Origin of the sequence: Psychrobacillus sp. L3 (assembly GCF_042945595.1) — a bacterium.
Taxonomy (GTDB): domain Bacteria; phylum Bacillota; class Bacilli; order Bacillales_A; family Planococcaceae; genus Psychrobacillus.
In genome coordinates this window covers 3,315,460-3,338,800 of sequence record NZ_CP168493.1, presented here as the reverse complement: position 1 = coordinate 3,338,800, position 23,341 = coordinate 3,315,460, and the positions used below count along the sequence as shown (strand labels likewise).

General features: G+C 35.8%; 21 protein-coding genes and 6 pseudogenes. 18 read left to right on the top strand and 9 right to left on the bottom strand.

The features are described 5' to 3' along the window. The first annotated feature begins 257 nt into the window (after positions 1-257). A complete protein-coding gene (locus ACEPXD_RS16635; RefSeq protein ID WP_391117726.1) occupies positions 258-1,529 on the top strand; it encodes a RidA family protein in 1,272 nt (423 codons plus the stop codon). A 170-nt stretch (positions 1,530-1,699) separates the two neighbouring features. Here ACEPXD_RS16635 and ACEPXD_RS16630 read toward each other — a convergent pair whose 3' ends face one another. Together ACEPXD_RS16630 and ACEPXD_RS16625 are read right to left on the bottom strand one after the other, a co-directional pair. Beyond that, positions 1,700-1,882, bottom strand: a complete 183-nt coding sequence (locus ACEPXD_RS16630) for a transposase (RefSeq protein WP_391117724.1) — start codon at positions 1,880-1,882, stop codon at positions 1,700-1,702. Between the two features lie 1,283 nt (positions 1,883-3,165). Continuing rightward, positions 3,166-3,234, bottom strand: coding sequence for a hypothetical protein (locus tag ACEPXD_RS16625; protein ID WP_391123324.1), 69 nt, complete (start codon positions 3,232-3,234; stop codon positions 3,166-3,168). Between the two features lie 209 nt (positions 3,235-3,443). On the opposite strand from ACEPXD_RS16625, the pseudogene ACEPXD_RS16620 reads away from it, so the two are divergent. Next, positions 3,444-3,554, top strand: a pseudogene (locus tag ACEPXD_RS16620) (IS3 family transposase); the annotation flags it as partial. Positions 3,555-3,614: 60 nt separating this feature from the next. Here ACEPXD_RS16620 and ACEPXD_RS16615 read toward each other — a convergent pair. The 3 genes and pseudogenes from ACEPXD_RS16615 to ACEPXD_RS16605 all read right to left on the bottom strand — a co-directional run. Continuing rightward, entirely contained in the window at positions 3,615-4,955 is a 1,341-nt protein-coding gene (locus ACEPXD_RS16615) for an MFS transporter (protein WP_391117722.1), read from the bottom strand. After that, positions 4,948-5,424, bottom strand: a complete 477-nt coding sequence (locus ACEPXD_RS16610; protein WP_391117720.1) for a MarR family winged helix-turn-helix transcriptional regulator — start codon at positions 5,422-5,424, stop codon at positions 4,948-4,950. Before ACEPXD_RS16610 ends, ACEPXD_RS16615 begins: the two co-directional genes overlap by 8 nt. Positions 5,425-5,832: 408 nt before the next feature. Next, positions 5,833-6,611, bottom strand: a pseudogene (locus ACEPXD_RS16605) (transposase); the annotation flags it as partial. Positions 6,612-6,740: 129 nt separating this feature from the next. Here ACEPXD_RS16605 and ACEPXD_RS16600 point away from each other — a divergent pair. From ACEPXD_RS16600 to ACEPXD_RS16590, 3 genes and pseudogenes are all read left to right on the top strand, one after another. Continuing rightward, positions 6,741-6,881 (top strand): annotated as a pseudogene (locus tag ACEPXD_RS16600) (transposase); the annotation flags it as partial. Positions 6,882-7,334: 453 nt separating this feature from the next. Further along, entirely contained in the window at positions 7,335-8,408 is a 1,074-nt protein-coding gene (locus ACEPXD_RS16595) for an ABC transporter ATP-binding protein (protein ID WP_391117719.1), read from the top strand. Between the two features lie 696 nt (positions 8,409-9,104). Beyond that, the gene (locus ACEPXD_RS16590; RefSeq protein WP_391123321.1) at positions 9,105-9,275 is read left to right on the top strand and encodes an ABC transporter substrate-binding protein; all 171 of its coding nucleotides are present in this window, start codon (positions 9,105-9,107) and stop codon (positions 9,273-9,275) included. A gap of 190 nt (positions 9,276-9,465) precedes the next feature. On the opposite strand, the pseudogene ACEPXD_RS16585 reads toward ACEPXD_RS16590, so the two are convergent. Then, a pseudogene (locus ACEPXD_RS16585) lies at positions 9,466-10,464 on the bottom strand (IS630 family transposase). Between the two features lie 195 nt (positions 10,465-10,659). Between ACEPXD_RS16585 and ACEPXD_RS16580 the strand changes: the two are divergent. The 11 genes from ACEPXD_RS16580 (at position 10,660) to ACEPXD_RS16530 (ending at position 17,697) form a co-directional block, all read left to right on the top strand. Beyond that, positions 10,660-11,943, top strand: a complete 1,284-nt coding sequence (locus ACEPXD_RS16580; protein ID WP_391117717.1) for an NAD(P)/FAD-dependent oxidoreductase — start codon at positions 10,660-10,662, stop codon at positions 11,941-11,943. A 232-nt stretch (positions 11,944-12,175) separates the two neighbouring features. Beyond that, positions 12,176-13,036 (top strand): ABC transporter permease, encoded by an 861-nt coding sequence (locus ACEPXD_RS16575; protein WP_391123318.1) that lies wholly within the window; start codon positions 12,176-12,178, stop codon positions 13,034-13,036. Between the two features lies 1 nt (position 13,037). Continuing rightward, entirely contained in the window at positions 13,038-13,829 is a 792-nt protein-coding gene (locus ACEPXD_RS16570; protein ID WP_391117715.1) for an ABC transporter permease, read from the top strand. Beyond that, positions 13,822-14,019 carry a helix-turn-helix domain-containing protein gene (locus ACEPXD_RS16565; protein ID WP_391117713.1) on the top strand — a complete coding sequence of 66 codons (198 nt, stop codon included), beginning with the start codon at positions 13,822-13,824 and terminating at the stop codon, positions 14,017-14,019. Before ACEPXD_RS16570 ends, ACEPXD_RS16565 begins: the two co-directional genes overlap by 8 nt. 10 nt (positions 14,020-14,029) lie before the next feature. After that, positions 14,030-14,293 (top strand): transposase, encoded by a 264-nt coding sequence (locus ACEPXD_RS16560; protein ID WP_391117711.1) that lies wholly within the window; start codon positions 14,030-14,032, stop codon positions 14,291-14,293. 304 nt (positions 14,294-14,597) lie between these two features. Continuing rightward, positions 14,598-15,638, top strand: coding sequence for a spermidine/putrescine ABC transporter substrate-binding protein (locus ACEPXD_RS16555; protein WP_391117709.1), 1,041 nt, complete (start codon positions 14,598-14,600; stop codon positions 15,636-15,638). A 128-nt stretch (positions 15,639-15,766) separates the two neighbouring features. Next, positions 15,767-15,934, top strand: coding sequence for an aldehyde dehydrogenase family protein (locus tag ACEPXD_RS16550; protein WP_391123315.1), 168 nt, complete (start codon positions 15,767-15,769; stop codon positions 15,932-15,934). Positions 15,935-16,121: 187 nt separating this feature from the next. Next, positions 16,122-16,778, top strand: coding sequence for a GNAT family N-acetyltransferase (locus tag ACEPXD_RS16545; protein WP_391117707.1), 657 nt, complete (start codon positions 16,122-16,124; stop codon positions 16,776-16,778). A 235-nt stretch (positions 16,779-17,013) separates the two neighbouring features. Beyond that, positions 17,014-17,205, top strand: coding sequence for a hypothetical protein (locus tag ACEPXD_RS16540; protein WP_391117705.1), 192 nt, complete (start codon positions 17,014-17,016; stop codon positions 17,203-17,205). Continuing rightward, positions 17,190-17,441 (top strand): hypothetical protein, encoded by a 252-nt coding sequence (locus ACEPXD_RS16535; RefSeq protein ID WP_391117703.1) that lies wholly within the window; start codon positions 17,190-17,192, stop codon positions 17,439-17,441. The genes ACEPXD_RS16540 and ACEPXD_RS16535 overlap by 16 nt, the downstream gene beginning before the upstream one ends. Beyond that, positions 17,371-17,697 carry a hypothetical protein gene (locus ACEPXD_RS16530; RefSeq protein WP_391117701.1) on the top strand — a complete coding sequence of 109 codons (327 nt, stop codon included), beginning with the start codon at positions 17,371-17,373 and terminating at the stop codon, positions 17,695-17,697. Before ACEPXD_RS16535 ends, ACEPXD_RS16530 begins: the two co-directional genes overlap by 71 nt. 156 nt (positions 17,698-17,853) lie before the next feature. Here the strand turns inward: ACEPXD_RS16530 and ACEPXD_RS16525 are convergent. The 3 genes and pseudogenes from ACEPXD_RS16525 to ACEPXD_RS16515 all read right to left on the bottom strand — a co-directional run. After that, positions 17,854-19,604: pseudogene (locus tag ACEPXD_RS16525) on the bottom strand (GMC family oxidoreductase). Positions 19,605-19,621: 17 nt separating this feature from the next. Beyond that, positions 19,622-20,410 (bottom strand): gluconate 2-dehydrogenase subunit 3 family protein, encoded by a 789-nt coding sequence (locus ACEPXD_RS16520; RefSeq protein WP_391117699.1) that lies wholly within the window; start codon positions 20,408-20,410, stop codon positions 19,622-19,624. A 1,155-nt stretch (positions 20,411-21,565) separates the two neighbouring features. Next, positions 21,566-21,880: pseudogene (locus ACEPXD_RS16515) on the bottom strand (tyrosine-type recombinase/integrase); the annotation flags it as partial. A 183-nt stretch (positions 21,881-22,063) separates the two neighbouring features. Between ACEPXD_RS16515 and ACEPXD_RS16510 the strand changes: the two are divergent. Continuing rightward, a complete protein-coding gene (locus tag ACEPXD_RS16510; RefSeq protein ID WP_391117697.1) occupies positions 22,064-22,633 on the top strand; it encodes a hypothetical protein in 570 nt (189 codons plus the stop codon). Beyond that, positions 22,630-22,923 (top strand): hypothetical protein, encoded by a 294-nt coding sequence (locus ACEPXD_RS16505; RefSeq protein ID WP_391117695.1) that lies wholly within the window; start codon positions 22,630-22,632, stop codon positions 22,921-22,923. Before ACEPXD_RS16510 ends, ACEPXD_RS16505 begins: the two co-directional genes overlap by 4 nt. The last annotated feature ends 418 nt before the right edge of the window (positions 22,924-23,341 follow it).

The following is a 23,341-nucleotide window of genomic DNA, read 5'->3' as shown; positions in this document are numbered from 1 at the left end:
CGATTTGAAGAAAAAATCAATGCTTTAGCAGATGCAATGTATTCGAATGACTTCAGCATCGCAAAGGGTCATATCGGTACTGAGGACAGCCAGCCATTCACTTCGATTGTTACGGTTTTATACGAACACGATTCTCACGGTGAATCCGTTTTTCTTCTTTGCAATCATGGACCATGGTTTAGACCGGTTTTTCATGTGCGAAACATGAGTTAATAAATATATCTATAAAAAAATTTATCTAAAAGGGGATTACTATCATGAGCGGTTATAACGCAGTAGTAGCAAAAAATACGGAAAATGCTCCAAACGGTAACGGTCTATATTCTCAAACTGTAGCTTTCTCTCATTACAATAATCTTTCAGCTCAATTACCTATCGAACCCAAGACTGGTAAATTGGTAGCTGGTGGTATAAAAGAACAGGCTGAACAGTGTTTTAAAAATATCAAGGCAATTGTAGAAAGCATCGATCATGTTATGAGCGATGTTGTTAGAATCACTGTATTCGTTAAGAATATCAAAGATATTGACGCTGTAGATGAAGTTTATAAAACATTCTTCCCAACCTATGTTCCTACACGGACGACAGTCGCAGTTGCAGCTTTACCTATAGATGCTTTGGTGCAAATTGAAGCACTTGTTACTCACGGTGAAGGTACAATTCCAAACGCACCACAAGCAGGTGACCTTATAAAGCTTACTAATAACACGGCAAATGCACCAACAAGTCCTCTATCTACACAAACTGTGTCTTTCTCTCATTACAATAATCTTTCAGCTCAATTACCTATCGATCCGAAAACGGGTAGATTGGTAGCTGGAGGTGTAAAGGAGCAGGCTGGACAGTGCTTAAAAAATATCAAGGCAATTTTAGAAAGTATCGAGGTTCCTTTTGATGATATTGTTAAAATTAATATCTTTGTTAAAAACCTCTCGGATATTGAAGAAGTAAACGAAGTTTATACAACATTTTTCCCAGACTCGGCTATCGCCAGGGCCGTAGCCTATGTCCCTGCACGGACAGTAGTTGCTGCTTCAGCTTTACCTATGGATGCTTTGGTACAAATTGAAGCAGTGGTGTCACACGGAGATGGTACACCTCCACAAGCTGTTGAAGACAGACATGGAATCGTTATCTGGGCAAACAACACTGAAAATGCACCAAAGAGTTATCTATCTACACAAACTGTTGCGTTTTCTCATTACAACCACCTTTCAGCTCAATTACCTTTGGACTCAAAAACTGGTGAATTGGTAGCTGGTGGTGTAAAAGAGCAAACTGAACAGTGCTTAAAAAATATCAAGGCAATTATAGAAAGTATCGACCACGTTATGGAAGATGTGGTTAAAGTAAATATCTTCCTCAAAAATATCGCAGATATTGATGCTGTAGACGAAGTTTACACAACATTCTTCCCAAGCGGTGTTCCTGCACGAAGAACAGTTGGCGTATCAGCTTTATCTAAAGATGCTTTAGTCCAAATCGATGTAGTTGTATCAAACGCTGAAGGAACACCTCCAAAAGCATAACAGGCATTTGTTTGTAAATACAGGAACTATCAAAGTTACTTGTTAATGCCGATGGTGAATGTGAAATCGCATATCCTATTCATAAAAAGGGGCTGTCTCAAATGAAAATCGAGACAGCTTCCGCTTTTTTAGTTTCCGGGCATAACAAAAAAATGGGTTAGCTTGCGAATCTATGAGATTGAATTTTTATAGAGGGTTACACCTAAACTTTGAGTTTGGATACTTTTGTGAAGCTTGTTCAGTTTATAGCCAAAACACAGAAGCATAAACTCAACCTTCACACTTTGTTTCTCTCTTGTTAAAAATCTTCGAAATCCGTAATCTTTCTTCAAAACTCCGAATACACCTTCCACTTGGATTCATTCGCAAGACAATTCCAAGCGGGGTGGTAATGTTCTCAAGGGGTCTGTAAAGACTTTATCAAGACGATTGAATAATTGTTCAGAATAAAGCTCTCAAACCACAACAAGTTTGAAAGTTTTATTGCGCATAATTTTCACTAATTGGTAAAGTTGTAGTAGCACTACAAGGTGCCGAACAGAAATGGTGCCCGTTCCAATCTTAAAAGAGTGGAGGATAGGGCTCTAAAAAAGCGGATCATTATAATCCATTTTAAAGAAAATTCCCTTTCGACAAGGCCCCAATAGGTCCTCACGACATCATTTTTGTCTACTAAAGGCATGTTGAAGCGGTCACGAAATTGAAGTTAATTTTGTAACCACCTAAAATAAATTACCGATTAAAATAAAAACTTCCGATTCTCCGCCCCAATTTTCCAATAAAGACTTCGTAAAAGGTGTGAAAAAAGCCCGAAAATGCATTATTACTACTCTGTTTGGAAAAAGAATAGGTTCGGTAATCTTTATTAAAAACTGAGAAAAACGTGAACAGAATGTGGGAGTAAAGAGTGAAAAACGGTCAAAACGTGAACCAAAAAGGGAATTTGGAAAAAATCAATAGAAGAGAAAAGGGACACCCATTTTAAAGGTATTAATTCAGATAGTTAGTGGAATGACGCACAGCATTTTTTAAAAAAAATTTGATACGGAGGGAACAAGGGTTGAAGTTATTGATTGGAACATAATCAACTCATTTGCTAGTGGGTTGGGCTAAAATGGTGAAAGTGTTAAGAAGTCCTTTTAGAGTTGAAATAAATAAGGGACTTTTCAGTATTTACCTCCCCACAGATTAAGTAGTATAGTCACCATTATTATTAATTTGTCTGTGAATAGTACACAACATATGTAGAGAGTGTAATTAACTATGAAATTAAGTTGTTATAAGCAAACAGGTTATATGAATACAGATAAGTAAATCAAATAAAAAGCGCGCTAACAACATGCTAACGCAATCAAGTGAAAAACGGTAAATTCTCGTTAAAGATGTTACACCTTTTTAATTTCAAAAACCTTGATATACCGCACTTTTGGAACATATCGTTAAAGATATTACACACTTTCACCTTACGGGCGGCATGATGTAATGAAGTTCCCGCAAACGTTGTTATATAAACGTTTGTGGGACTTCTTTTTATATCTTTCTTACAAAATATCACACAGATGTCACTTTTGCTTTCAATTTATCTAAATAGAGGATGTTTCCGAAGTGATTCTTCACTTATCGGAAGCATCCTTTTTCATTTATCAGTTATGTGCGTATAAATTTTCATAGTGGTATCTGCATCATTGTGTCCAACTATTTTCATGATGGTCGCTAAATCTACTCCAGCCTCAGTCAGCATACTTATATGAGTGTGCCGGGAGATTTATTTCAATATTTGTTAAACCCAACAAGTTAATGATAGTGTGTCAGCACCGCGAGAAAACGGCGGCCTACAGCGCACCGAAAAGTGGGTATACTTGGGTTTCGAGGTACACGAAGAGGGTGTCCAAGTGAGAGAGAGTTAAACGAGTAGTAAAGAGTTATATGACCTATTACAATCATTAGCGTAGTCAATGGAACCTAAAAAAGATGACGCCTGTAAAATACAGACACCATCTTCTTCAAGTAGCCTACGTTTTTTAAAATGTCCTTTACAAAGTGTACACTTTAAAAAGTTAACGTATCACCCATCGTTTAAGGATGTTACAACGCTTCTCGCTTCTTCACTGTCTTTTCCAAAGTAAGGACAATCATCCCTAACAAAATAACAATAGCTGCCAGAAGTAATGCGTTGCTATAAGAGTTATAGGAAGAGCTGTTCAAAATATTCCAATGTCCGCTTTTTAAACCAAGGAAACGGCCGTACAATGAAATACCTATAGCGGAAGCCAAGAATGTCATTAATGTGAACAAGCCCAGCCCAATTCCAATTTGATTGGGCGGTAAAATTTGCGATATATAATTGGAAAATGCTGTTTGATTTGCTGTAAAACCTAAAAATATGAAAATGGCCATTAGAGAAATCCAAATTGGAGAAAATCCAACTATTGTAGAAAGTCCCAAACAAGCAACAGCCATCAAAACAAAAGCCCATTGATTGATGAAGCGACTACCTCTTATTTGAATTAAACGGCCAACTTGTGGTCCCAATATTGCCGTGAGAAGAGCACCCGGGAATAAAACGAGCCCGATCCAATTGGCTGATAAACCGTTCGCTTTTGAAAGCATTAGCGGGAGAATGAATAGCGTTCCCATATAGGTTATCGTATTTAAAAAACTCATTAAAAGTACTAAGCTGAACGAGCGGTTTTTAAAAATTTTAATCTCAATAAATGGATCTGCAGTTCGCTTACTTTGCAAGTAGAAAATAAATAACAGAACAGCTGCTGCAAGAAGTAGCCAACTAGAAACGTTGATGCCCATTAAAATTGAAGTAATCGCAAGCGTAAAAATAATCGCACCGAGAATATTGAAAGTCCCAGTTTTTGTTTCTTCTTTAGGCGCATACTTAAGGAAAATAGGCAATCCTAATAGAGTTAAGAAATTAATTGCGAATAATGCTTCCAAACCAAACCAATCTGTTAAAAAACCGCCCAAAATAGGACCAGCTGCAGCCCCAAGTGCAACCATTGAAAAGACCATTGCGAGTACTTTACCACGAAATGCTGGTGGATAAAATCGAGGTCCCATTACCATACTTAATGCCGGGAGCGCTGCTGCACCAAAACCTTGGATAATTCGTGCGAGGATAACCAATCCGAAGTTAGAGCTGAAAAAACCGATCAATGAACCGATCATGAAAATGATAATACCAATTACAAGTAAACGGCGAATCGGATAGATGTCAGCCAATTTCCCGAAAATAACGGCTCCGATACCAAACATCAAACTAAATATGGAAGTAACCCAGCTCACTTCAGTAGGTGTTAAAATAAACTCTTCTGCAAATTTTGGTAATGCAATATTCATCATTGTCGAATTCATAGTAGCAAATATTAGCATAAAACAAATTGAAAAATTTAATCGCTTTAATTGACTAGTCATGTATAATATCTTCTCCTGTACCAATGTTTTCTATATGTTTTAAATGTAAAATTAGCTTAGAAAAAATCCCTGATAGTTGGGGAATTTCTTCCTCGCTCAAAATGGAAAAGGCATCCCGATTCCCAGAAATTCTCTTTGGGCGTGTAGTCTGTAATGCAACCTTTCCTTTCTCTGTCAAAATAACGCGGGTAATTCTACGATCTTTTGAATCCTTGTATATTTCCAAATAACCTCCTTTTTTTAGCCGATCAACGACTCCTGTTATTGCTTGTTTTGTCACCAATGTATTTTGATGGAGATCCCCCATAGATAAATTAGGTTTAGAGTCTAACAACGCCAAAATCATGTATTGCTGTACACTGTTTAAATCTGCTTCATGCGCATACTTTCCACCTAGTCTTTCCAATATGTTGGCTACACGGATAATGTCCATCGCAATGTTTGCCAGCTGGGTATCTTTATCTTCCATACTTTTTTCCCCCTAAAATTAGGATTAATCAACATGTTGACTTTTGTAATAATAGTTCATTTTAAAACAATAGTCAACATGTTGATTAATTAAAAAGTGAATTTTGAAGTTCATGTTAATAGTTTCAGTGATTTGCTAAACAGAAGTGAGCGCCAGATTAGTTGTATATTTTAGAAACGTAGTGAATAGATGCTAACAATTTGCAAACGCAATCAAATGAAAAACAGTAAAATACCGTTAAAGATGTTACATCTCAGAATTCTACAAACCTAGAGATACAGCACTTTTTGCATATACTGTTAAAGATATTACACACTTTCACCATACGGGCGGCATGATGTAATAAAGCCATCAAACCCTTGATATGACTGGGTTTGTATGTAAGGTGGAAGTGAAGTGCTAACTTTAGGTTTTGAAGCCAAAGAAAGAAGAATCCTCTGTTTTATGACCAATACGTGCATCTGGATCAGCTGAATAACTAAGCTGTTCCGTATAATCTTCCACTACTTCTTTTAGCGCATTTAATTTTTCTTTCACGGCAGGAATCGCTGCAATTTGTGGTTCGGTTTCCACTACAAAAATGACTTGACTACAATAATTTAATTCATCTTTCACTTCGTTAGAAGTAGTTTTCGAAGGGAACTTTTCTTTCAACGAATCATTGATTTGATAGACTGCTTTTCGAACATTTTTTGATTTCTCTTGTAGATACTCTTTCGGGGATTTCTGATTAAAACGTGCTTTTGTATGTGTAGCATCGACAATAATGGTTTTACTTTTAATAATTCCTTTTTCAAGTGCAATCTCAACCGTTTTCCCTTTGAGCATGTCTAATAAACTCACACCTTGAAGACGGAGTCTACGGAATTTCGTTAATTAACTTGGATCGATTACTTCATCTTCTGGTGCCATGTCCAGAAAGTATTTAAAGGACATATCGTATTTAGAGCGGTCCACTAGATCCACATCTGGTCATGTATCGACTTTAGTAATAAATATTTGAACATACGAATGGGTGAGATAGCATTGAGACCATTATCTAGACAATATTTTGTTTTTAGTTCTTCGAGAATGAATGAAAAATCCACTAATTCATTAATTTGCCGAAGCATATTATCTTTTGGTACTACAATATCGTATATCTCCATGAATGGACTGAGATTGAGTGTTTCTTGGTTTGAAATCATTTGAATACCACCTACATATATTGATATCTATTGTATAAAATATAAAGCGTTCGATATCTCGATTCAATCGAAATATCGAACGCAAATTTATAGAGATTAGACTTTTTCAGTGGCCACTCTAGATGGGGACAGAGGAGCGAAGGGAAAAGCGTCTTTTGGTTCGGATTCAAGTGCCATCTTGCAGTTGGGACGAAAAGCCAATACATCATTCAATCCCTCTTCTCTTCTGGAAATCTCAATGATGGAAAGGCTGCAATTCCATTATTACAACGTAAACGATGCAGATTCATTCGAGTGCTCTCTTTCAATTGTATTCACAAAATGTATGGTAGACATACAACATATATATTTTACATTATAGATAAGTAAAGTTATAATGTAGAATAATTGGAAAAATTAAAATATTTTGATTATTACTTGTAGGAACTTTCGATGATGGATTTGTTTATTCCACAGCGAGTAAAATTTTGGTTTAGTATTAACGATATAATTGAAAGCGCTCTCGTACTATTTTACATGAAAATAAGATTTTTTACGATTTGCATCAAAATGGCCATTTGATACCAGCATATAAACCGATCAGATTGTTATCGTTACAAATGCATACTCGCTTATAGTATTTTTAATAAGAAAAAACAAGTTATTAAAATTCCGGGAATTTCCATTTATATAAAAAGGCTACAAATTACGGATAGTAAACAGAAATTATGGGAGGCAAAGTATTTGACTACTTCAATGGTGAAACTTGAAAATGTTGGGAAAAAATTTAAAGATTTCGTCGCCGCCGAGGATATTAATTTGGTCGTTAAGTCAGGAGAATTTCTTACATTACTTGGGCCTTCAGGTTGTGGGAAAACGACGACATTAAGAATGATTGCTGGATTTGAACAACCGACTGAGGGTGAAGTATGGATTGACGGCCAGTTGGTAAACGGTGTAGAACCATATAAGCGTGATGTTAATACTGTTTTTCAAAGCTATGCATTATTCCCACATCTGAATATATTCGATAATATTGCCTTCGGATTACGTATGAAAAAGGTGAAAAAAGATGAAGTAAAGGAACGAGTAGTAAACATTCTTAAACTTGTTCAACTTGAAGAATTTATTAATCGAAAACCCAATGAATTAAGTGGTGGGCAAAGGCAACGGGTAGCCATTGCAAGGGCATTAGTAAATAACCCTAAAGTATTATTGCTAGATGAACCGCTAGGCGCACTGGATCTTAGATTACGAAAGCAAATGCAAGTAGAGTTAAAACATTTACAAAAGAAGTTAGGTATTACATTTATATATGTCACACATGACCAAGAGGAAGCCTTGACGATGTCTGATCGAATCATTGTTATGAATGAAGGACTCATTGAGCAAATTGGATCACCAACTGAAATTTATGAAAGACCGAGAACACGATTCATTGCGGACTTCATTGGTGAAACAAATATTTTCGAGGGGACTGTTACAAGAAAGGATACAAAGTATATATATGTCGACTGTGCTGGGGATGAAATTAAAGCTCTCCGTGTAGATGGTGACGATCTGGATGGAAAAGTGTATATAGCAGTTAGACCGGAGAAAATGGATTTAAACACTAAGATAACCGAAAATTTATCACTATTAAAATGTACATTTAAAGAAAAAATTTATACAGGGTCAATAACAAAGCTTGTTTTAATGTTACAAACAGGTCAAGAAGTCATTGTGAATCAGACAGAAAGAAATCGGGTTATTGTGGAAGAAGGAGGGTTACTCCAAATGAGTTGGCATCCGGAAGACTCGGTTTTGCTAACTTCTTAGCAATCTAAGAACCGAAGAAGATGTGAGTAGAGTAGATTATATAACACAATTTTCGGACATGAAAAATAATCCTCACCCAATGACATAGAAGCGTTTACGCGTGTGCAATTATCAGGTTGCATCAGATAAAAGCATTGGTTTCCTAATTAACTTTGGGATTTATTGAAAAAGCTATTTTAAAATGATTGAATCTGATTATCTTCTAAAATTACCTATTCTGCCAACGTCAATTCTAGTATTTCCAAAAATATAGAGAGCTTCGGCGAAACAAATATCTTCTACTTCATCGCAACACACATAGAAATTATTTACGATCGTTCGATTGTCTTCTCCCACTCGGAAACTCACGCTCAGCATCATATAATGCAGGAACACAATCGTGGTATAGGCAGTCAAAGTATCGTAACTAAGGCATTGAAATTCTTTCGCTATTCCCAAATGAGAATTAGCGACTTTGAAAAAAAATCAATTGTCCAACGCTTTCCATAAATGCGAATTGTGTCTTCCTCTGAATGTTCGAGGTTTGCCGTCAGCAGGGTTAAACAAATTTTAGATGTTTCGATCACCGAAAAATATAATATGGTCCTAAACATCTTTTATCATTTAAATATCCCAACAGGCTATTTTTTAGAAAACATGATCGCAGAAAATCAAAAACTTGAATTAGATATGGATAATATACCCAACTTTTAAAGCATTGAAAAGATATTTAATGAACGTGAATATGATTCAGGTAATAAACATTCCGTTCCTTATTTATACGGTAGCTTTGGATTAGCTTACAACAAAGAAAAAGTTGGTACATTGACTATTTATGCAGGTTTATGGAATCCAGAATTTAAAGGATATGTCACAGTTCAAAAATAAGGACATGATATTCACAAATTCACAGATGATGACTTAAGCGAGGCAAAAGATAGTTTAAGAGAACTAGATAACAATGTACTTGCTTATAGTTCAGAACCCACTGCAATGCTAATTAGTGGAGAAGCTTGGGTTTCACAAATATATTCTGATCAGGCAGGGACGGCTAAGGTATATATATTGAACTTTTGTTTTACATTTTAACACATACACGATTGACGATGCCTTGAGGTTTTTTATAGATAAGATCTATAAATTCGTTTACGTGTTTTTGAATCAGTTTGGCATCCGGGAAAAAGCCATTGTTTATGACAGACTTCTTGAGCTACTTCCATAGTCCATCTATCAAATGTAACTGCGGATTATATGATGGAAGGTAAACAAGATCTAGCCTTTCCCAGTTGTTCTTAAGAAATGGCTGGATTAGCTTGGCATGATAGATTCTTGCATTATCCAAAACCATGACTATTTTACCTGATGGAGACTTTTCCAGTACTTTCATCAGAAAGTCAAGAAAAACAGCAGCATCATAGGATTCTTCTTCTACACAAAATACTTCTCCGGTTTCGTAGTAGAGTATACCAAGAAGTTTTACACCCTTATGCCGACCATAAGTAGGAATAATTCGCTGTTTTTCTTTCAAAAACCAAGCGCTACCAATGGCTTGATAATCATGGGTCATGGATTCATCTTCAAAGAAAATCCGGTCGATTTCTTCTTTGATTATTTTTTTTAGAGCTGGAAAAGTTTCTTCCATAAATACTTCTTGTTTTTCCGGGTCAGCTTTAGCAAGACTATACGTCGGTCGTGTGTGGCTGAATCCAAGTTTATGAAGTAAGCCTGATACGCCGCGAAATGTATACGTTTTGTCCCATTCTCTCTGAATATATTCAGCAATTAATGCACGTGTCCAATTATAACGTGCTGGAAAGCCGAAATCTGCTGGAACATGATACTCAACACTATCAACCAACTATTTTTATTGTTCATCTATCAACTTTGATGGCTTTCCAGGCGAATGTCCAAGTGTTAATCCAGAAATTCCGTTTTTATTGTAAGCAGATATATAGTTGTAGATGGTTTTGGTTGTTCGACCTGTAATCATAGCGATACTGTTTTGTGTGTACACTTGTAAATAGAGATGAATGACTAGATAACGTTCGAAGTGTCGGCGGTCCTTCGCATCATGCATAGCAGATTGAACTTCATTGATTCATTCTTCGGATGTCATGATGAACCAACTCCTTCAGGTTTTTACTATCCTTTACCCGTTAAAGCAAAAAGAAAATCTTATTTTCAATTTATATAGAAAGCCATAATATTGAAATTTAAAAATAAAAGATGAACATTTACAAGAGAATTTTAAAATGAAATGGGGAGTACCAAAATGGATCTTTTATCTATGTGGGAAGCAACGGCAAATCAACGACCGAAATATGAAATCTTACAAGGAGATCAACATTGTGATGTTGTTATAATCGGAGGCGGTTATTCAGGACTCTCTACTTCTTATCACTTACAGGAAAAGGGATTCAATACAATTATCTTGGAAAAAGGTAAAGTAGGCGGAGGTGCAAGCGGCAGAAATGGAGGTCAGGTACTAACTGGTTATCTTGGTTCTATGGAGTATTGGGCGAAAAAGAAAGGGTTAAAAGCAGCTAAACAGATGTGGGAAATGTCTCTTAGCTCGATTGATTTAATCGAAAATATTATCGAAAAGAATAGTATTTCTTGTGATTTTAAAAGAAATGGAGATTTTTTCGCAGCATATAAACCATCGCATTTAGAGGCAATGAAAAGAGATCAAGAATTTATGGCAAGCGAATTAGATTATCATGAAATCAAGGTAATAGAAAAGGCGGATTTGCAAGATGAAATGAATACGACAATTTATCATGGTGGACGTGTCGATGCAAAAAGTGCTCACTTCCATCCTTTAAATTACGTACTAGGTCTTGCTGAAGCAGCAGAAAAGTTTGGTGCACAGATTTATGAACACTCAGAAGCATTTAGCATAGTAAAGAATGGAAACGGAAAAAAAATCGCAAATACGAAACATGGAAGAGTTTTCGCTGATCATGTAGTGATTGTAACAAATGCTTATTCTGGAGATCTAAACGAAACAATAAAAAAATCAGTTGTTCCGATTGAAAGTATTATGATATCTACTGAGCCATTACCAGAGGAATTAATAAAAGATTTAATAAAAAATGATCGTGCAGTATTTGATTCAAAAGAACTTTTATATTATTTCCGTAGAACAGCAGATAATCGTTTGGCTTTCGGAGGTTCAGGCAGATCCTCAAGTAAGCGCGATCAAAACAGTTTATATGATAATTTACGAAAAGGTATGGTTAATGTATTTCCACAATTAGAAGAGGCGCGTATTGAGTATCAGTGGAGTGGTAAAGTTGCTTTTACGAAGGATATGTTGCCATATATCGGAAAAATGGAAGACGGGACGCATTATGCATTTGGTTATGGTGGCCATGGCGCTGCAATGTCTTCGTTGTTGGGGAAGCTCATCGCAGAAAACATTAGCGATGAAAGTGAATCAGATAACCCGTTAAGAATAGAAAAATTGAGACCAATTCCATTTCATAGTCAAAATGCTACGGGGGTTGGAGTGATAAAGGTTTATAAACAATTTAAAGACCGCTTTTTAAAATAATAAATTGTAATAATCTAAAATTTAACGGCTTCTTTAACAGTGATGTTTATAGAAAGAGTATATAGAAAATTAAATACATAGTGATCAATTAGATCCATCAAATAATTTGTTCATTCATTCTAGTATAAATCTTAATTGAAAGCGAGGAGATAGCTTGAATAGAGAAATGATATCAGAGGTAGCCTCCGAAAAAGTAAATAGTAAAAAAAAGAAACTTACTAAGAATAAACGTATGAAAAAGCAAATTAATTTTGGACCAATATGGACGCTAACCCCCGTAACCTTTTGGTTGTTGTTATTTCTATTCATTCCGCTCTTATTGATTTTAGTCGTTAGCTTCATGAAAAGAGGAACGTACGGAGGAATTGAATGGACGTTTACGTTTGAAAACTATGTGCGTTTTTTTGAACCACTATATTTAAATATTATCTATACCTCTGTATCGATAGCGCTTATAACAACTGCCGTTTGTTTACTATTTGGTTATCCTTTTGCTTATATAATTGCACGAGCACCGATCAAACATCGAACATTATTGTTATTTCTCATTGTTATTCCTTTTTGGACAAATTCATTAATAAGAACTTACGCATGGATTATCCTACTCAGAACGGAAGGTGTTATTAATACAATTTTGCTGAAAATAGGGATAATCGCCGAGCCACTTACGCTTTTGTACAATAGTGGCGCAACATTGTTAGGGTTTATTTATACTTTATTTCCTTTTGCAGTTTTACCTCTCTTTGCTTCAATAGAAAAGCTAGATAATTCATACTTAGAAGCTGCAAAGGACCTGGGTGCAAGACCTTGGCAAGCATTTTTAAACGTAACTCTGCCACTAACTTTACCTGGAATTGTTGCTAGTTCCATTTTAGTTTTCATTCCAACATTGGGACTTTTCTTCATTTCTGATTTAATGGGTGGAGCGAAAACAATGATTATCGGTAATTTGATCAAAAATCAGTTTCTAACTGCAAGAGATTGGCCATTCGGTTCTGCCGCATCAATTATATTGATGGCTGTTACACTTTTACTAATCGTGTTTTATCTAAAGGTTTCAGGTGGGAAAACAGATGAAATGAGGGTGAAGTAATATGCGTAAATTTTCACGTTGGTCCTCAATTGTGTATGGCGTACTTATATATTCCTTTCTTTATATTCCGATTTTCACCTTAATATTTTATTCATTTAATGATTCAAAACTAAATGCGGTATGGAAAGGATTTACATTTGATTGGTATATAAAGTTATGGAGTAATACAAATATTCTCGATGCAGCAAAGGTTAGTGTAACGGTCGGAATTGTGTCAACAATTGTCGCAACGATGCTCGGGACATTTGTTGCGGTAGGAATGTACAGATACCGATTTAGGGGAAAAGGGATATTAGATGCAATGCTTTATGTTCCACTCGTCATGTCAGAAATCGTTATGGGCATTGGTCTTTTAGTTCTCTTCTCAATGATTGAATTCCCTTTAGGAATGGGAACGATTATTATTGCTCACATAACGTTTTGTATTCCATTTGTTGTCGTTGTAGTAAATGCAAGGTTGGATGGGTTCGATCGATCTGTTGAAGAAGCTGCAATGGATCTTGGTGCAAATGAATGGCATACATTTCGTCTAGTCACATTACCAATCCTCGGTCCGGCGATTGCTGCTAGTGCGATGTTGGCGTTTACAGTTTCGATTGATGATGTGATTGTGAGCTTCTTTGTTGCAGGCCCTGCAAGTACAACATTACCATTACAAATTTTCTCTATGGTTCGTCAAGGTGTAACACCCGAAATAAATGCTTTATCAACAATAATGCTTGTTATTACACTAGCATTAGTCATTTTTGCCCAAAGAATACAATTGAAGAAAACAACAAAAAAAGTTGGTTGATAGTGTTGCGTATCATGTTCCGGCAGATTTCGGCTTTCCAGCACGTTATAATTGGACACGTGCATTAATTGCCGAATATATTCAGATAGAATGGGACAAAACGTATACAATCCGCGGCGTATCAGGCTTACTTCATAAACTCGGATTCAGCCACACACGACAACGAAGAAATCGACCGGATTTTCTTTGAAGATGAATCCATGATCCGTGATTATCAATCCATTGGTAGCGCTTGGTTTTTGAAAGGAAAACAGCGAATTATACCTACTTATGGTCGGCATAAGCGTGTAAAACTTCTTGGTACACTCGACTATGAAACCGGAGAAGTATTTTGTATAGAAGAAGAAACCTATGATGCTGCTGTTTTTCTTGATTTTCTGATAAAAGCACTGGAAACGTATCCATCAGGTAAAATAGTCATGGTTTTGAATAATGCAAGAATCCATCATGCCAAGCTAATCTAGCCTTTTCTTAAGAACAACAGGGAAAGGCTAGATCTTGTTACTTTCCACCATATAGTTCTCAGTTACATTTGATAGAAGGGCTATGGAAGTGGCTCGAAGAGTTTGTCATAAACAATGTCTTTTTCCTGGATCCCAAACTGATTCAAAAACACGTAAACGAATTTATAGATCTTATCAATAAAAAACCTCAATCCATCGTCAATCGTTTTATGTGTTAGGATGTAAAACAAAAGTTCAATATATATAAGAATAATATTCACTTATAACTAATTTAGTAGAAGAAAATTTAAAGGAGGAATTACTTATGAGAATGAGATTAGGAATTATCTTATTGATATCTGCTTTAATTCTTGCTGGTTGTGGAAGTGGTAAGGCAAGAGGGGTGGGCGGTAAAGAAGTACTAAATGTATTCAACTGGGCCGAATATTTACCTACAAAAATCATTGAGGATTTTGAAGAAGAAACGGGAATTAAAGTGAACTATGGTACGTACTCATCCAATGAGGAAATGTATGCAAAGTTAACTACTGGTAAAAATCAATATGATCTTGCGGTAGCTTCATTATATTACATTGAAATATTAATAAAAGAGGGTTTACTCGAAGAAATTGATAAAGAAAGTGTTCCTAATATTAAGAATATAGGAGAAGAATTTCTAGGAAGTGACGCAGATCCTAATGATGAATATTCTGTACCCTATTTATGGGGAGATGAAGTGATTGTGATCAATACAGATCTTGTGAAAACGGATGTTACTTCATTTAAAGATCTACTCGATCCACAGTTTGAAAATAGTCTATTGGTTCTTGATGATAGTCGTTCGATGTTGGGAGTAGGTTTGGAGGTTCTTGGGTATTCGTCAAATAGTCGAGAAGAGAGCGAAATAGTAGAGGCTGGGGAATGGCTAAAGAAGTTGAAACCAAATATTAGAATATTTGAAAGTGATAATGCGAAGTCACACTTAATAAGTGGAGAAGTAAAAGGCGCTATTGTCTTCGGTGCAGAAGCTAATTTAGCGATTCGAGAAAATCCAGCACTTAAGATAGTTTATCCTGAGGAATATTTCAGCTTGTGGCAAGATAACTTTGTTATTCCAAAAGGTGCCAAAAATAAAGAGAATGCACTAAAATTTATAAACTTCATCCTGCGACCAGAAGTAAGTAAAGAAATTGTTTTGGAATATCCATACTCAAATCCAAACGTAGAAGCAGTGAAATTATTGCCAGAAGATATTAAAAAGGAAATTATGATTCCAGAAAAAGAAAGAGAGAGAGGCATCCACGCAGTAGACGTTGGTAAAGCAACGGTAATTTATGACCGGGTCTGGACTGATTTAAAACAATAAGTAGTTGAATGAAATTTTGAGTCCTATCTTCAACGAAGTTGCCTTATAGATATAGTTATCTATGAAGGCGGTAGTGTATGTACTTCTCACTGTCTAAAAGATAGTCTGTTACACGGACAACACCATCAATATTTGAGCCTGCGAAGTTATGGAATGTCGGAATTAACGACTCAGCTCCAGCTGTCATTCCAGCTCCGTTCGGCGAAGTGAAAGAAAGTGGAATGGGGCAAGAAGGCGGCAAATACGGACTTGAAGAGTATTTGGAAAAGAAATTTGTATCAATATACATGAAGTAAATAGAAACTTATGTTCACTCAATGAAATTGCTAAATTGATTGCAGTAGACTTTCTGCATTGTAAACCAAGTCTCCTTTATAAAATTGGTTTTATAAGATGTGTTATAAGTCTACTCAATTAATTACTGGAGTTTAGTCTCGAAAGTGAAATTAGTATATTCCTATGAGAGGAAAGGATGAATATGTGTTGCCACAACTAAATATTATAAATGGTGAACAAGAGATCGTCGTTCGAAACATCTTGGAAAAAGATATTGATGATGTTGCTGCACTATCTATGAAGTGTTTTGGACCTGAGATGTCATTGGAAAGAGAGCATATTGAAAGTCAGTTAGAGTTATTCCCAGAAGGTCAAATTTGCATAGAATATAACGGTGAAATTGTCGGGACCGCTTTAAGCCTAATTGTAAATTTTGAAGACTACGGAGATAAGCACAACTATCTTGAAATCTGTGACTCAGGTTTTATTCGTAATCATAATCCTGAGGGTAGGAACCTATATGGCATTGAAGTCGGAGTAGACGAAAGTTTTAGAGGGATGCAATTGGGGCGTCATCTTTATGACGGTCGAAGAAAAATTTGTAAAGAATTCAACTTAGAAAGTATCTTAGTTGGTGGTCGTATGCCTTTTTACTATAAATATGCTAATCGTCTGAGTGCATTTGAATACGCACAAGAAGTAATGAAAGGAAAAATATACGATCCTGTATTAACGTTTCAAATGAAAAATGGATTCGAGCTAAATAAAGTACTCGCGAATTATTTACTTGATGATGTGGAGTCATTAGAATATGCAGCACTTATGGAATGGAAAAATACAGATTACACGCCGAAATTAGTGTGATGCGCGGCGTAAAACTAGATGTTTTTTATTAGTGCCATGATTGGTTAATGGGATTATTTAATTTCTTACTACTAATAAAATAATGAAGGCACTTTCACAATTGATGGATTCATTTTATAAGGGAGTGAGAGAATTGAAAAAATAGATTTGAAAAGGGATAAATATATGACTAAGAAAACTACGCTCAAAAGATCATTAGGTGTTTGGGCCATTGTTGCACTAGGATGTAGGATACATGACGCCTACAGTGGTCTTTGATACATTTGGGATTGTATCCAGATTAACGAATGGTGTTGTACTATTGGCGTATCTTGTCGCATTATTAGTAATGGTACTTACGGCTATTAGTTATGGGAAGATGGTACGGGAATTCCAACTGCTGGTTTGGCATATACATACAAACGGAAAACAATGGGATCTCACCTAGGATTCCTCGTAGGATGGGCTTCGTTATTGGATTATTTATTACTACCTATGGTCAATGTTTTAATTATTAGAATCTACATGGAATCAATTTTTTCGGATATACCTGTTTGGATATGGGTTATTACTTATGTCATTATAATTACTGCAATCGACCTCAAACTTAAACATGATACAAGTTATTTTCACCATTTGTTTAGTAGGGATATTCCTTATTCTTGCTTCCATACAGCTATATAACGGTATGGGAACAGGTACTTTATTCACTATTAATCCGCTATCCCATGCAAATGTGAAGTTAATAGCCGTCTTAACCGGGGCAACGGTGGTTGCTTTCTCGTTCATCGGTTTTGATGCAATAACTATGTACACTGAGGTTAATATTAATTTCTTATTCAACAAACGGTTGTGGAAATCCGGTCGTAACCGATTAGCATATTTCAATTCCTCTCCATCTAAAAGTTATGCATCTTTTGTAGATATCGGTATATACTAACTTTTAGGAAGTAAAAAGCAGCTTGAATATGAATATACTCAAACTACTTTTTTTCATTTAATTCTTCTGTAACCTGCAATTGTTTTCTAAATATTTTTTTCCAGCCTGTTTAGCTATTTGACTAAGAAGAAAAGATCTTTTTTATTAATTATCCGTTTATACCGTTTTCTTATCTTTTTTAGCTTCAACAAGCAAACCGCCTTTACCTTTCAAATATTTATCCATTCCTTCAGCAGCCCGGTAACAGACAGCTCCAATAGTTCCGGTAGGGTTATAACAAGAGAAATGCGGAAAAGATGAACCACCAACAACAAATAAATTTTCCATATCCCACATTTGCAAGTAATTATTCACCGCTGATGTCTTTGGATCACTTCCCATTATGACACCACCGCCATAATGTCCTGATGTATAAGTATGGGGAAAATTATCTGGGATTTTACCAGGCTCTATAATGTCTGCGCCCATTTTCCCCAAAAGTTCTTTGCCTTTTTCAATTCCAAACTCAGCTAGCTTTCGATCCTGATCCGTATATTTGCGTGTAACGCGGAGCAAAGGGTCACCAAATGCATCCTTGTAATTCGGATCTAAACTATAATAATTATGATTACTTGGTAACGCTGCCTTTTGTAAACGAATAACTATTTGCCGGTTTGTATAATGTAGAGACTTTTCTTTAAATTCTTTCCCCCATGTAGGTGTACCACTAGGAACTGTGTTAACTGATATTGGTTTCTGACCTGCAGATGTTGTCTCTATATCAAGACCATGTATAAAATCTAAGCCTTTATGATCGAAGTTATCAGCACAATAATCGGCATAACATGTTTGTAGTGAGCCTGCACCCGCATAGTTATTGAATTTTTTATCTTCAAAAAAGCCTGTTACTCCGATGATATCAATATTATTATCATGTCCCGTCATGTTTTTACCTATAACACCTTTTCCAGATTCGGGATTATATGGTTCACCAATTTTTGATAATAATAATAATCGATTGTTTGTAAATGCAAAACCGGCTAACACGACGAGATCGGCTGGCTGTTCACATTCTTCTCCAGTTTTTATATCAATATATCGTAGACCTGTAGCCTTTTTGCCATCATGTATAACGCGCGTCACATATGATTCATTTCTCAGCTCAAAATTCCCCGTTTTTTTGGCGGTTTCCAATACAGTCGCAATCGGGTCAGACTTTGCCCCAAAATCACAACCGTATTGTGCGCAAAATGAACAATACATACAGCCGTTTATCGTTTCTCCGTCTGGATTTGTATACGATTGTGAAAGGGTACCTGCCGGGGACATAAATGGATGATAACCAAGTTCTTCTGCCGCCTTTTGAAATAATCGAATCTGTGGGTTTTTTTCATCGGTGGAGTGGGATAATCATCCGATCGTTTAGGACCAAATGGATTATCTTCACCTGATATGCCTGCCGTTTTTTCAAACTTATCGTAATAGGGCTCCAGCTCATCATATGTAATGCCCCAATCTTGCAAGGTCATCTCCTTAGGAATTTTATCTTTTCCATACTTTTCAACCGTTTTGCTGTAAATTTCAAAATCATATGGCCACCAACGATAAGTAACACCGTTCCAATGGATTGAGCTGCCACCTGTATCGGTTCCCACCACGAGGCCACTATTGTTCCTTATAGGTTTAGCTATTTCATTTAACTCATTTCTTGACGTCATGGTTTCCTTTGTTAAATCTTGCATTAATTCAAACCGTCTGGAGTAACGTAGTTCATCCTTTGATCCGATAAAATCTTCACGGTTTTTATCTTTTCCCCGTTCCAAAGCAACGACTTTGTAGCCTTTTTTAGCAAGCTCAGCAGCTGGAATACCACCAGACCAGCCAGAACCAACAATAACTACATCCACTTTATCAAGTTTTTTCACCATTTTTCCATCCCCTAACTTTATGATTTTCTTTGATAATTTGTTAAACTAATGGGATCCATTTTAACGAATTCATCACTCTCAATGATATTTCCATAAGAAGCAACTGGTCCCGGAAACTCTTTCATTTTCCATCCTGCCATGTTTTGATTTCCACCATACAGCGGATCTGAATATGCCCCTTCTAGAACGGACATTCGCAATAATTCGAAAAAGCTTGCAGAACTAACTCCATTCATTTTCACGTTGCCCTTTTCAAACTCCCCTAAAATTTCAATTTGTTGGTCAGCATCAATTTTATCAAAGGTTGTGTTAAATCGATCTTGGCTTAATTCATTCATTTTACGCAATCCATCTAGAAAAATATCTCCTCTAGTCAATCTCGAATTTACAGCTGCAGCATCTGAACCATCGAATGGACTATGTCTGTAGTCTTTCGCATTCATCCCCCAAGGGCCAGCTAGTTGTTTATCAATAAAGTAGGGGACCCCTAATTTAATAGCGCCTGGTCCATTTTTATCTTCGGGGAAAATTCGTTCAGTTGCTTGCTCCAGTACAACAAAATCAGTGAATCTTGTAAAAAACATCCTCGCTTCTGTAAATGCCATTTTTGATGTTTCATCTTTCAAGATAGTTGATGGCTTTGATTGAAACTGATTTGTTAACACTCCCCCAATCAGCGAGCCCCCCGCAAGTCCTCCAACAATCATTCCCGTATTCTTCAAAAAACGACGTCTGCCGGGATCATGGACTTTATTTTCATCGTTTGCAGATGGATTATTTGATTTGTTATTATCGTTGTTAACCACTTTTCTCGTCCTCCTTTAGTAAATTGAGTTAGTATTAAGGAACTATTACCAGCTATTATCATTAATCCTATTAAGGATAAGTTCTTTAACTTAATTTCCTCCTCCTCGCGTCTTCCAGTGTCTTGTTCTATTAAATAGCCCGATTGAAGCGAAGCACTTATTCAGTTACCCCGGCCCGTTGCTGAATAAGTCTTATTAAAATTTTTAACTTAGGCATAACTTTATAGCCTCACCTACCACAAAAATGATTGGAAGGATCAAAACTAGAGAAAACATACACCTAACTCTACCTTCTCCAAATAAAGCAGTTAATATAACACTAAACGAACGAATACCTAATGCATTTAGCACTGGTAATGCGAGACTTGTTGCCAAAACCCCCACTATAAAAAAGTTAGTGTTAATAATTTTTCCTATTGTTTACAGGATACCCCTCATTTTTCATTACTATAACGACAGTATGAGTTTTCTGTGAATTTTTTAATTATCTATCTGTTTTTTTGTATTTCAAGTAAGTCATATCTAATTCCGGATGGGCGTCCTGTTGTGTAAGTTCAATGAATTCTCACCATATTGCTGAAAATGAAAAATCCTGCATCTACTTCGACTAACTACATAACCCGTTTGTTGAATAATGATTTCATTATTCATTATATTTATTCTCATAAAAACACTTCAATATCTTCAAACTATTACGCATAAACCATCTCTTGTATGAAGAAGAATTTTCGAAGATACGCCTAGGAAGCAAGTGGCTGTTTCATAAAAAAAGTTTGGTGAATATTTGGAAAAATATTATAATGAGGTACGTTAAAACGGTAGGAGTATAGTAAATTACAAACGGAATTAATGAAGACGGAATTGGGAAAAATGGTTTTTTACAATTTTTGGAATCAAAAAAACAGACAGCGGAATCTAAAAATTTCCGGCGATCTGTATCTGATGCCAAGGGGTCATATTTGATGCCGAAACTTATAAATACCAGTATAAGTTGATATAATTAATTTGAATGAAACACTACAGAATGTTGACGTAGAGCGATTTGTACTAGTAGATATATAACTGTAATAGCCCGGACTCTATGGGAGGCATAATGTAAAAAGACGCTTAAACCATTGAAATATAAGGGTTTATATGTAAGGCGAAAGTGAAATGCTAACATAGTGGATTATAATCGAGGCTTCTCATGAGTTGTGCAAACTTTTGGGAAGCTTCTTTTTTCATTTCTTTCGTTACATGAAGATAGACAATCTTGATGATTTGATCATCTGAATGACCAAGTCTGTCCATAATTTGTTCGAGAGCAACACCAGCTTCTGCTAAAAGTGAACTGTGTGTATGTCTCAATGAGTGAGGTGTTAAGTCAGGGTTTAATTTTGCTATTGCAAGAAGTCTAGCCATCCTGAGTTGTACCATTTTAATGACGATGGGATATCCTGGATGTCTCTCTGTTTTAGCAAAGATGAAGTCATGATTATAGTTATTGTTTCATCAGTCTGGATATTTTATTCGCTCACTGTTATCGATATATCAGAAATTCAAGTCACACTTAAACCTTGTAATTAGTATGATCGATGTGTTGGTTATTGTATTATGGATAATAGAACGAATGCCACAATAAATATTTATAATATAAAAATTAAGGAGAATTACATGTCCTGGAGTAAATTGAAGAAAAATTTGGAGAGTTTTCTCTGTCCTGCATTATATGGAAGAGTTGAATACCGTGCAAGCAGCTATCGTTATTTACCTGATAAAGCAGGAATTTGTTATATTGCGGTAGATAAAAAGAATGTACTCAATATGAGTGATATAACTACCTTAATCAGATGGTATCAGACGGATCTAGAAATTAAGAATGATTCAGATATCCAAATTCCTATCAACAATGAGGAAATTGAAGCGGTTAGAAACGAAACCAAGGGGATAGTTCCGGAGGATCGTCTACAAGTAATTGCAAGGGGTAGAAAATTATCAGAATATGCAAAGGAGCTTTTGTCAGCGCAGTCATCATTAAGCAAATCAAATTTTATCGTTGTAGCTAATAAGTTTTTATCCACTCCTATAGAGGAAAGCATAGAGAGCAATGATATCCTATTGAATATTCTAGCTTTGGTGGACAGACGGGTTGGAAAAAAACGAATTTTAAACATGACCGAGAAGATGAAGTTAAAGCATCCAGTTGTGCAGTATTTTTATGAACTACGTCTTAGTACGTTATGATAATAAATAACTCATCACCTGAACATCATTTATTGCGAAAAATTATCGCCATAGTAGATTTTAGTTTTATCCATGAGCTGGTTATCAGAAGAATGGAACCCTTTCCATCTCCTGATAACCTTTCATTGCTTAATAATTTCCCTCGTGTTAAATCCAAGAGAATTTATACATTTGTTATTGAGTTTACTGAACTAGCAATTAGAGTAATAAATTGGGGAAATTCAGTGGTTAACTCAGGAGGAAGAACTCTAGAGCTTTTTATAAAAGTAAATGCAGTACTCAAGATGTAGTTTTAGTTAGGTTAGCAAGACTACATCATTTAATACCTCTATGACCTACAAGTAACATAGGAGGAGTGTGTGAATAGATGCTAACATTTTGCTACCGCAACTAAATGAAAAGCGATAAAATTCCGTTAAAAATGTTACAATGAACATTTTTACAAATGTTGATATAGTGCGCTTTTGGAACACATCGTGAAATATATGACACACTTTCACCTTACGTGCGGCATGATGTAATTTAACGTCTATCCATATAGTTTTAAACAATAAAATGGTTATGAAACTTTACTTCCAAATTTAAGTATTCATGGTATTTCTAGTTGCCAGGCTTTTTTTCTTAAGTCGGATTTTCAAGACGCACAGACTTGCAATTTAGTCTTACATTAACCGAACCTAACACAACTAGTTTGTATACATTCCAAGA

Excerpts from the sequence above, each read along its gene's own strand:
- ACEPXD_RS16635 (WP_391117726.1), top strand. The coding sequence starts at position 258 with ATGAGCGGTTATAACGCAGTAGTAGCAAAAAATACGGAAAATGCTCCA.
- ACEPXD_RS16615 (WP_391117722.1), bottom strand. The coding sequence starts at position 4,955 with ATGACTAGTCAATTAAAGCGATTAAATTTTTCAATTTGTTTTATGCTA.
- ACEPXD_RS16610 (WP_391117720.1), bottom strand. The coding sequence starts at position 5,424 with ATGGAAGATAAAGATACCCAGCTGGCAAACATTGCGATGGACATTATC.
- ACEPXD_RS16580 (WP_391117717.1), top strand. The coding sequence starts at position 10,660 with ATGGATCTTTTATCTATGTGGGAAGCAACGGCAAATCAACGACCGAAA.
- ACEPXD_RS16575 (WP_391123318.1), top strand. The coding sequence starts at position 12,176 with ATGAAAAAGCAAATTAATTTTGGACCAATATGGACGCTAACCCCCGTA.
- ACEPXD_RS16570 (WP_391117715.1), top strand. The coding sequence starts at position 13,038 with ATGCGTAAATTTTCACGTTGGTCCTCAATTGTGTATGGCGTACTTATA.
- ACEPXD_RS16560 (WP_391117711.1), top strand. The coding sequence starts at position 14,030 with ATGATCCGTGATTATCAATCCATTGGTAGCGCTTGGTTTTTGAAAGGA.
- ACEPXD_RS16555 (WP_391117709.1), top strand. The coding sequence starts at position 14,598 with ATGAGAATGAGATTAGGAATTATCTTATTGATATCTGCTTTAATTCTT.
- ACEPXD_RS16540 (WP_391117705.1), top strand. The coding sequence starts at position 17,014 with ATGACGCCTACAGTGGTCTTTGATACATTTGGGATTGTATCCAGATTA.
- ACEPXD_RS16535 (WP_391117703.1), top strand. The coding sequence starts at position 17,190 with ATGGGATCTCACCTAGGATTCCTCGTAGGATGGGCTTCGTTATTGGAT.
- ACEPXD_RS16530 (WP_391117701.1), top strand. The coding sequence starts at position 17,371 with ATGATACAAGTTATTTTCACCATTTGTTTAGTAGGGATATTCCTTATT.
- ACEPXD_RS16510 (WP_391117697.1), top strand. The coding sequence starts at position 22,064 with ATGTCCTGGAGTAAATTGAAGAAAAATTTGGAGAGTTTTCTCTGTCCT.
- ACEPXD_RS16505 (WP_391117695.1), top strand. The coding sequence starts at position 22,630 with ATGATAATAAATAACTCATCACCTGAACATCATTTATTGCGAAAAATT.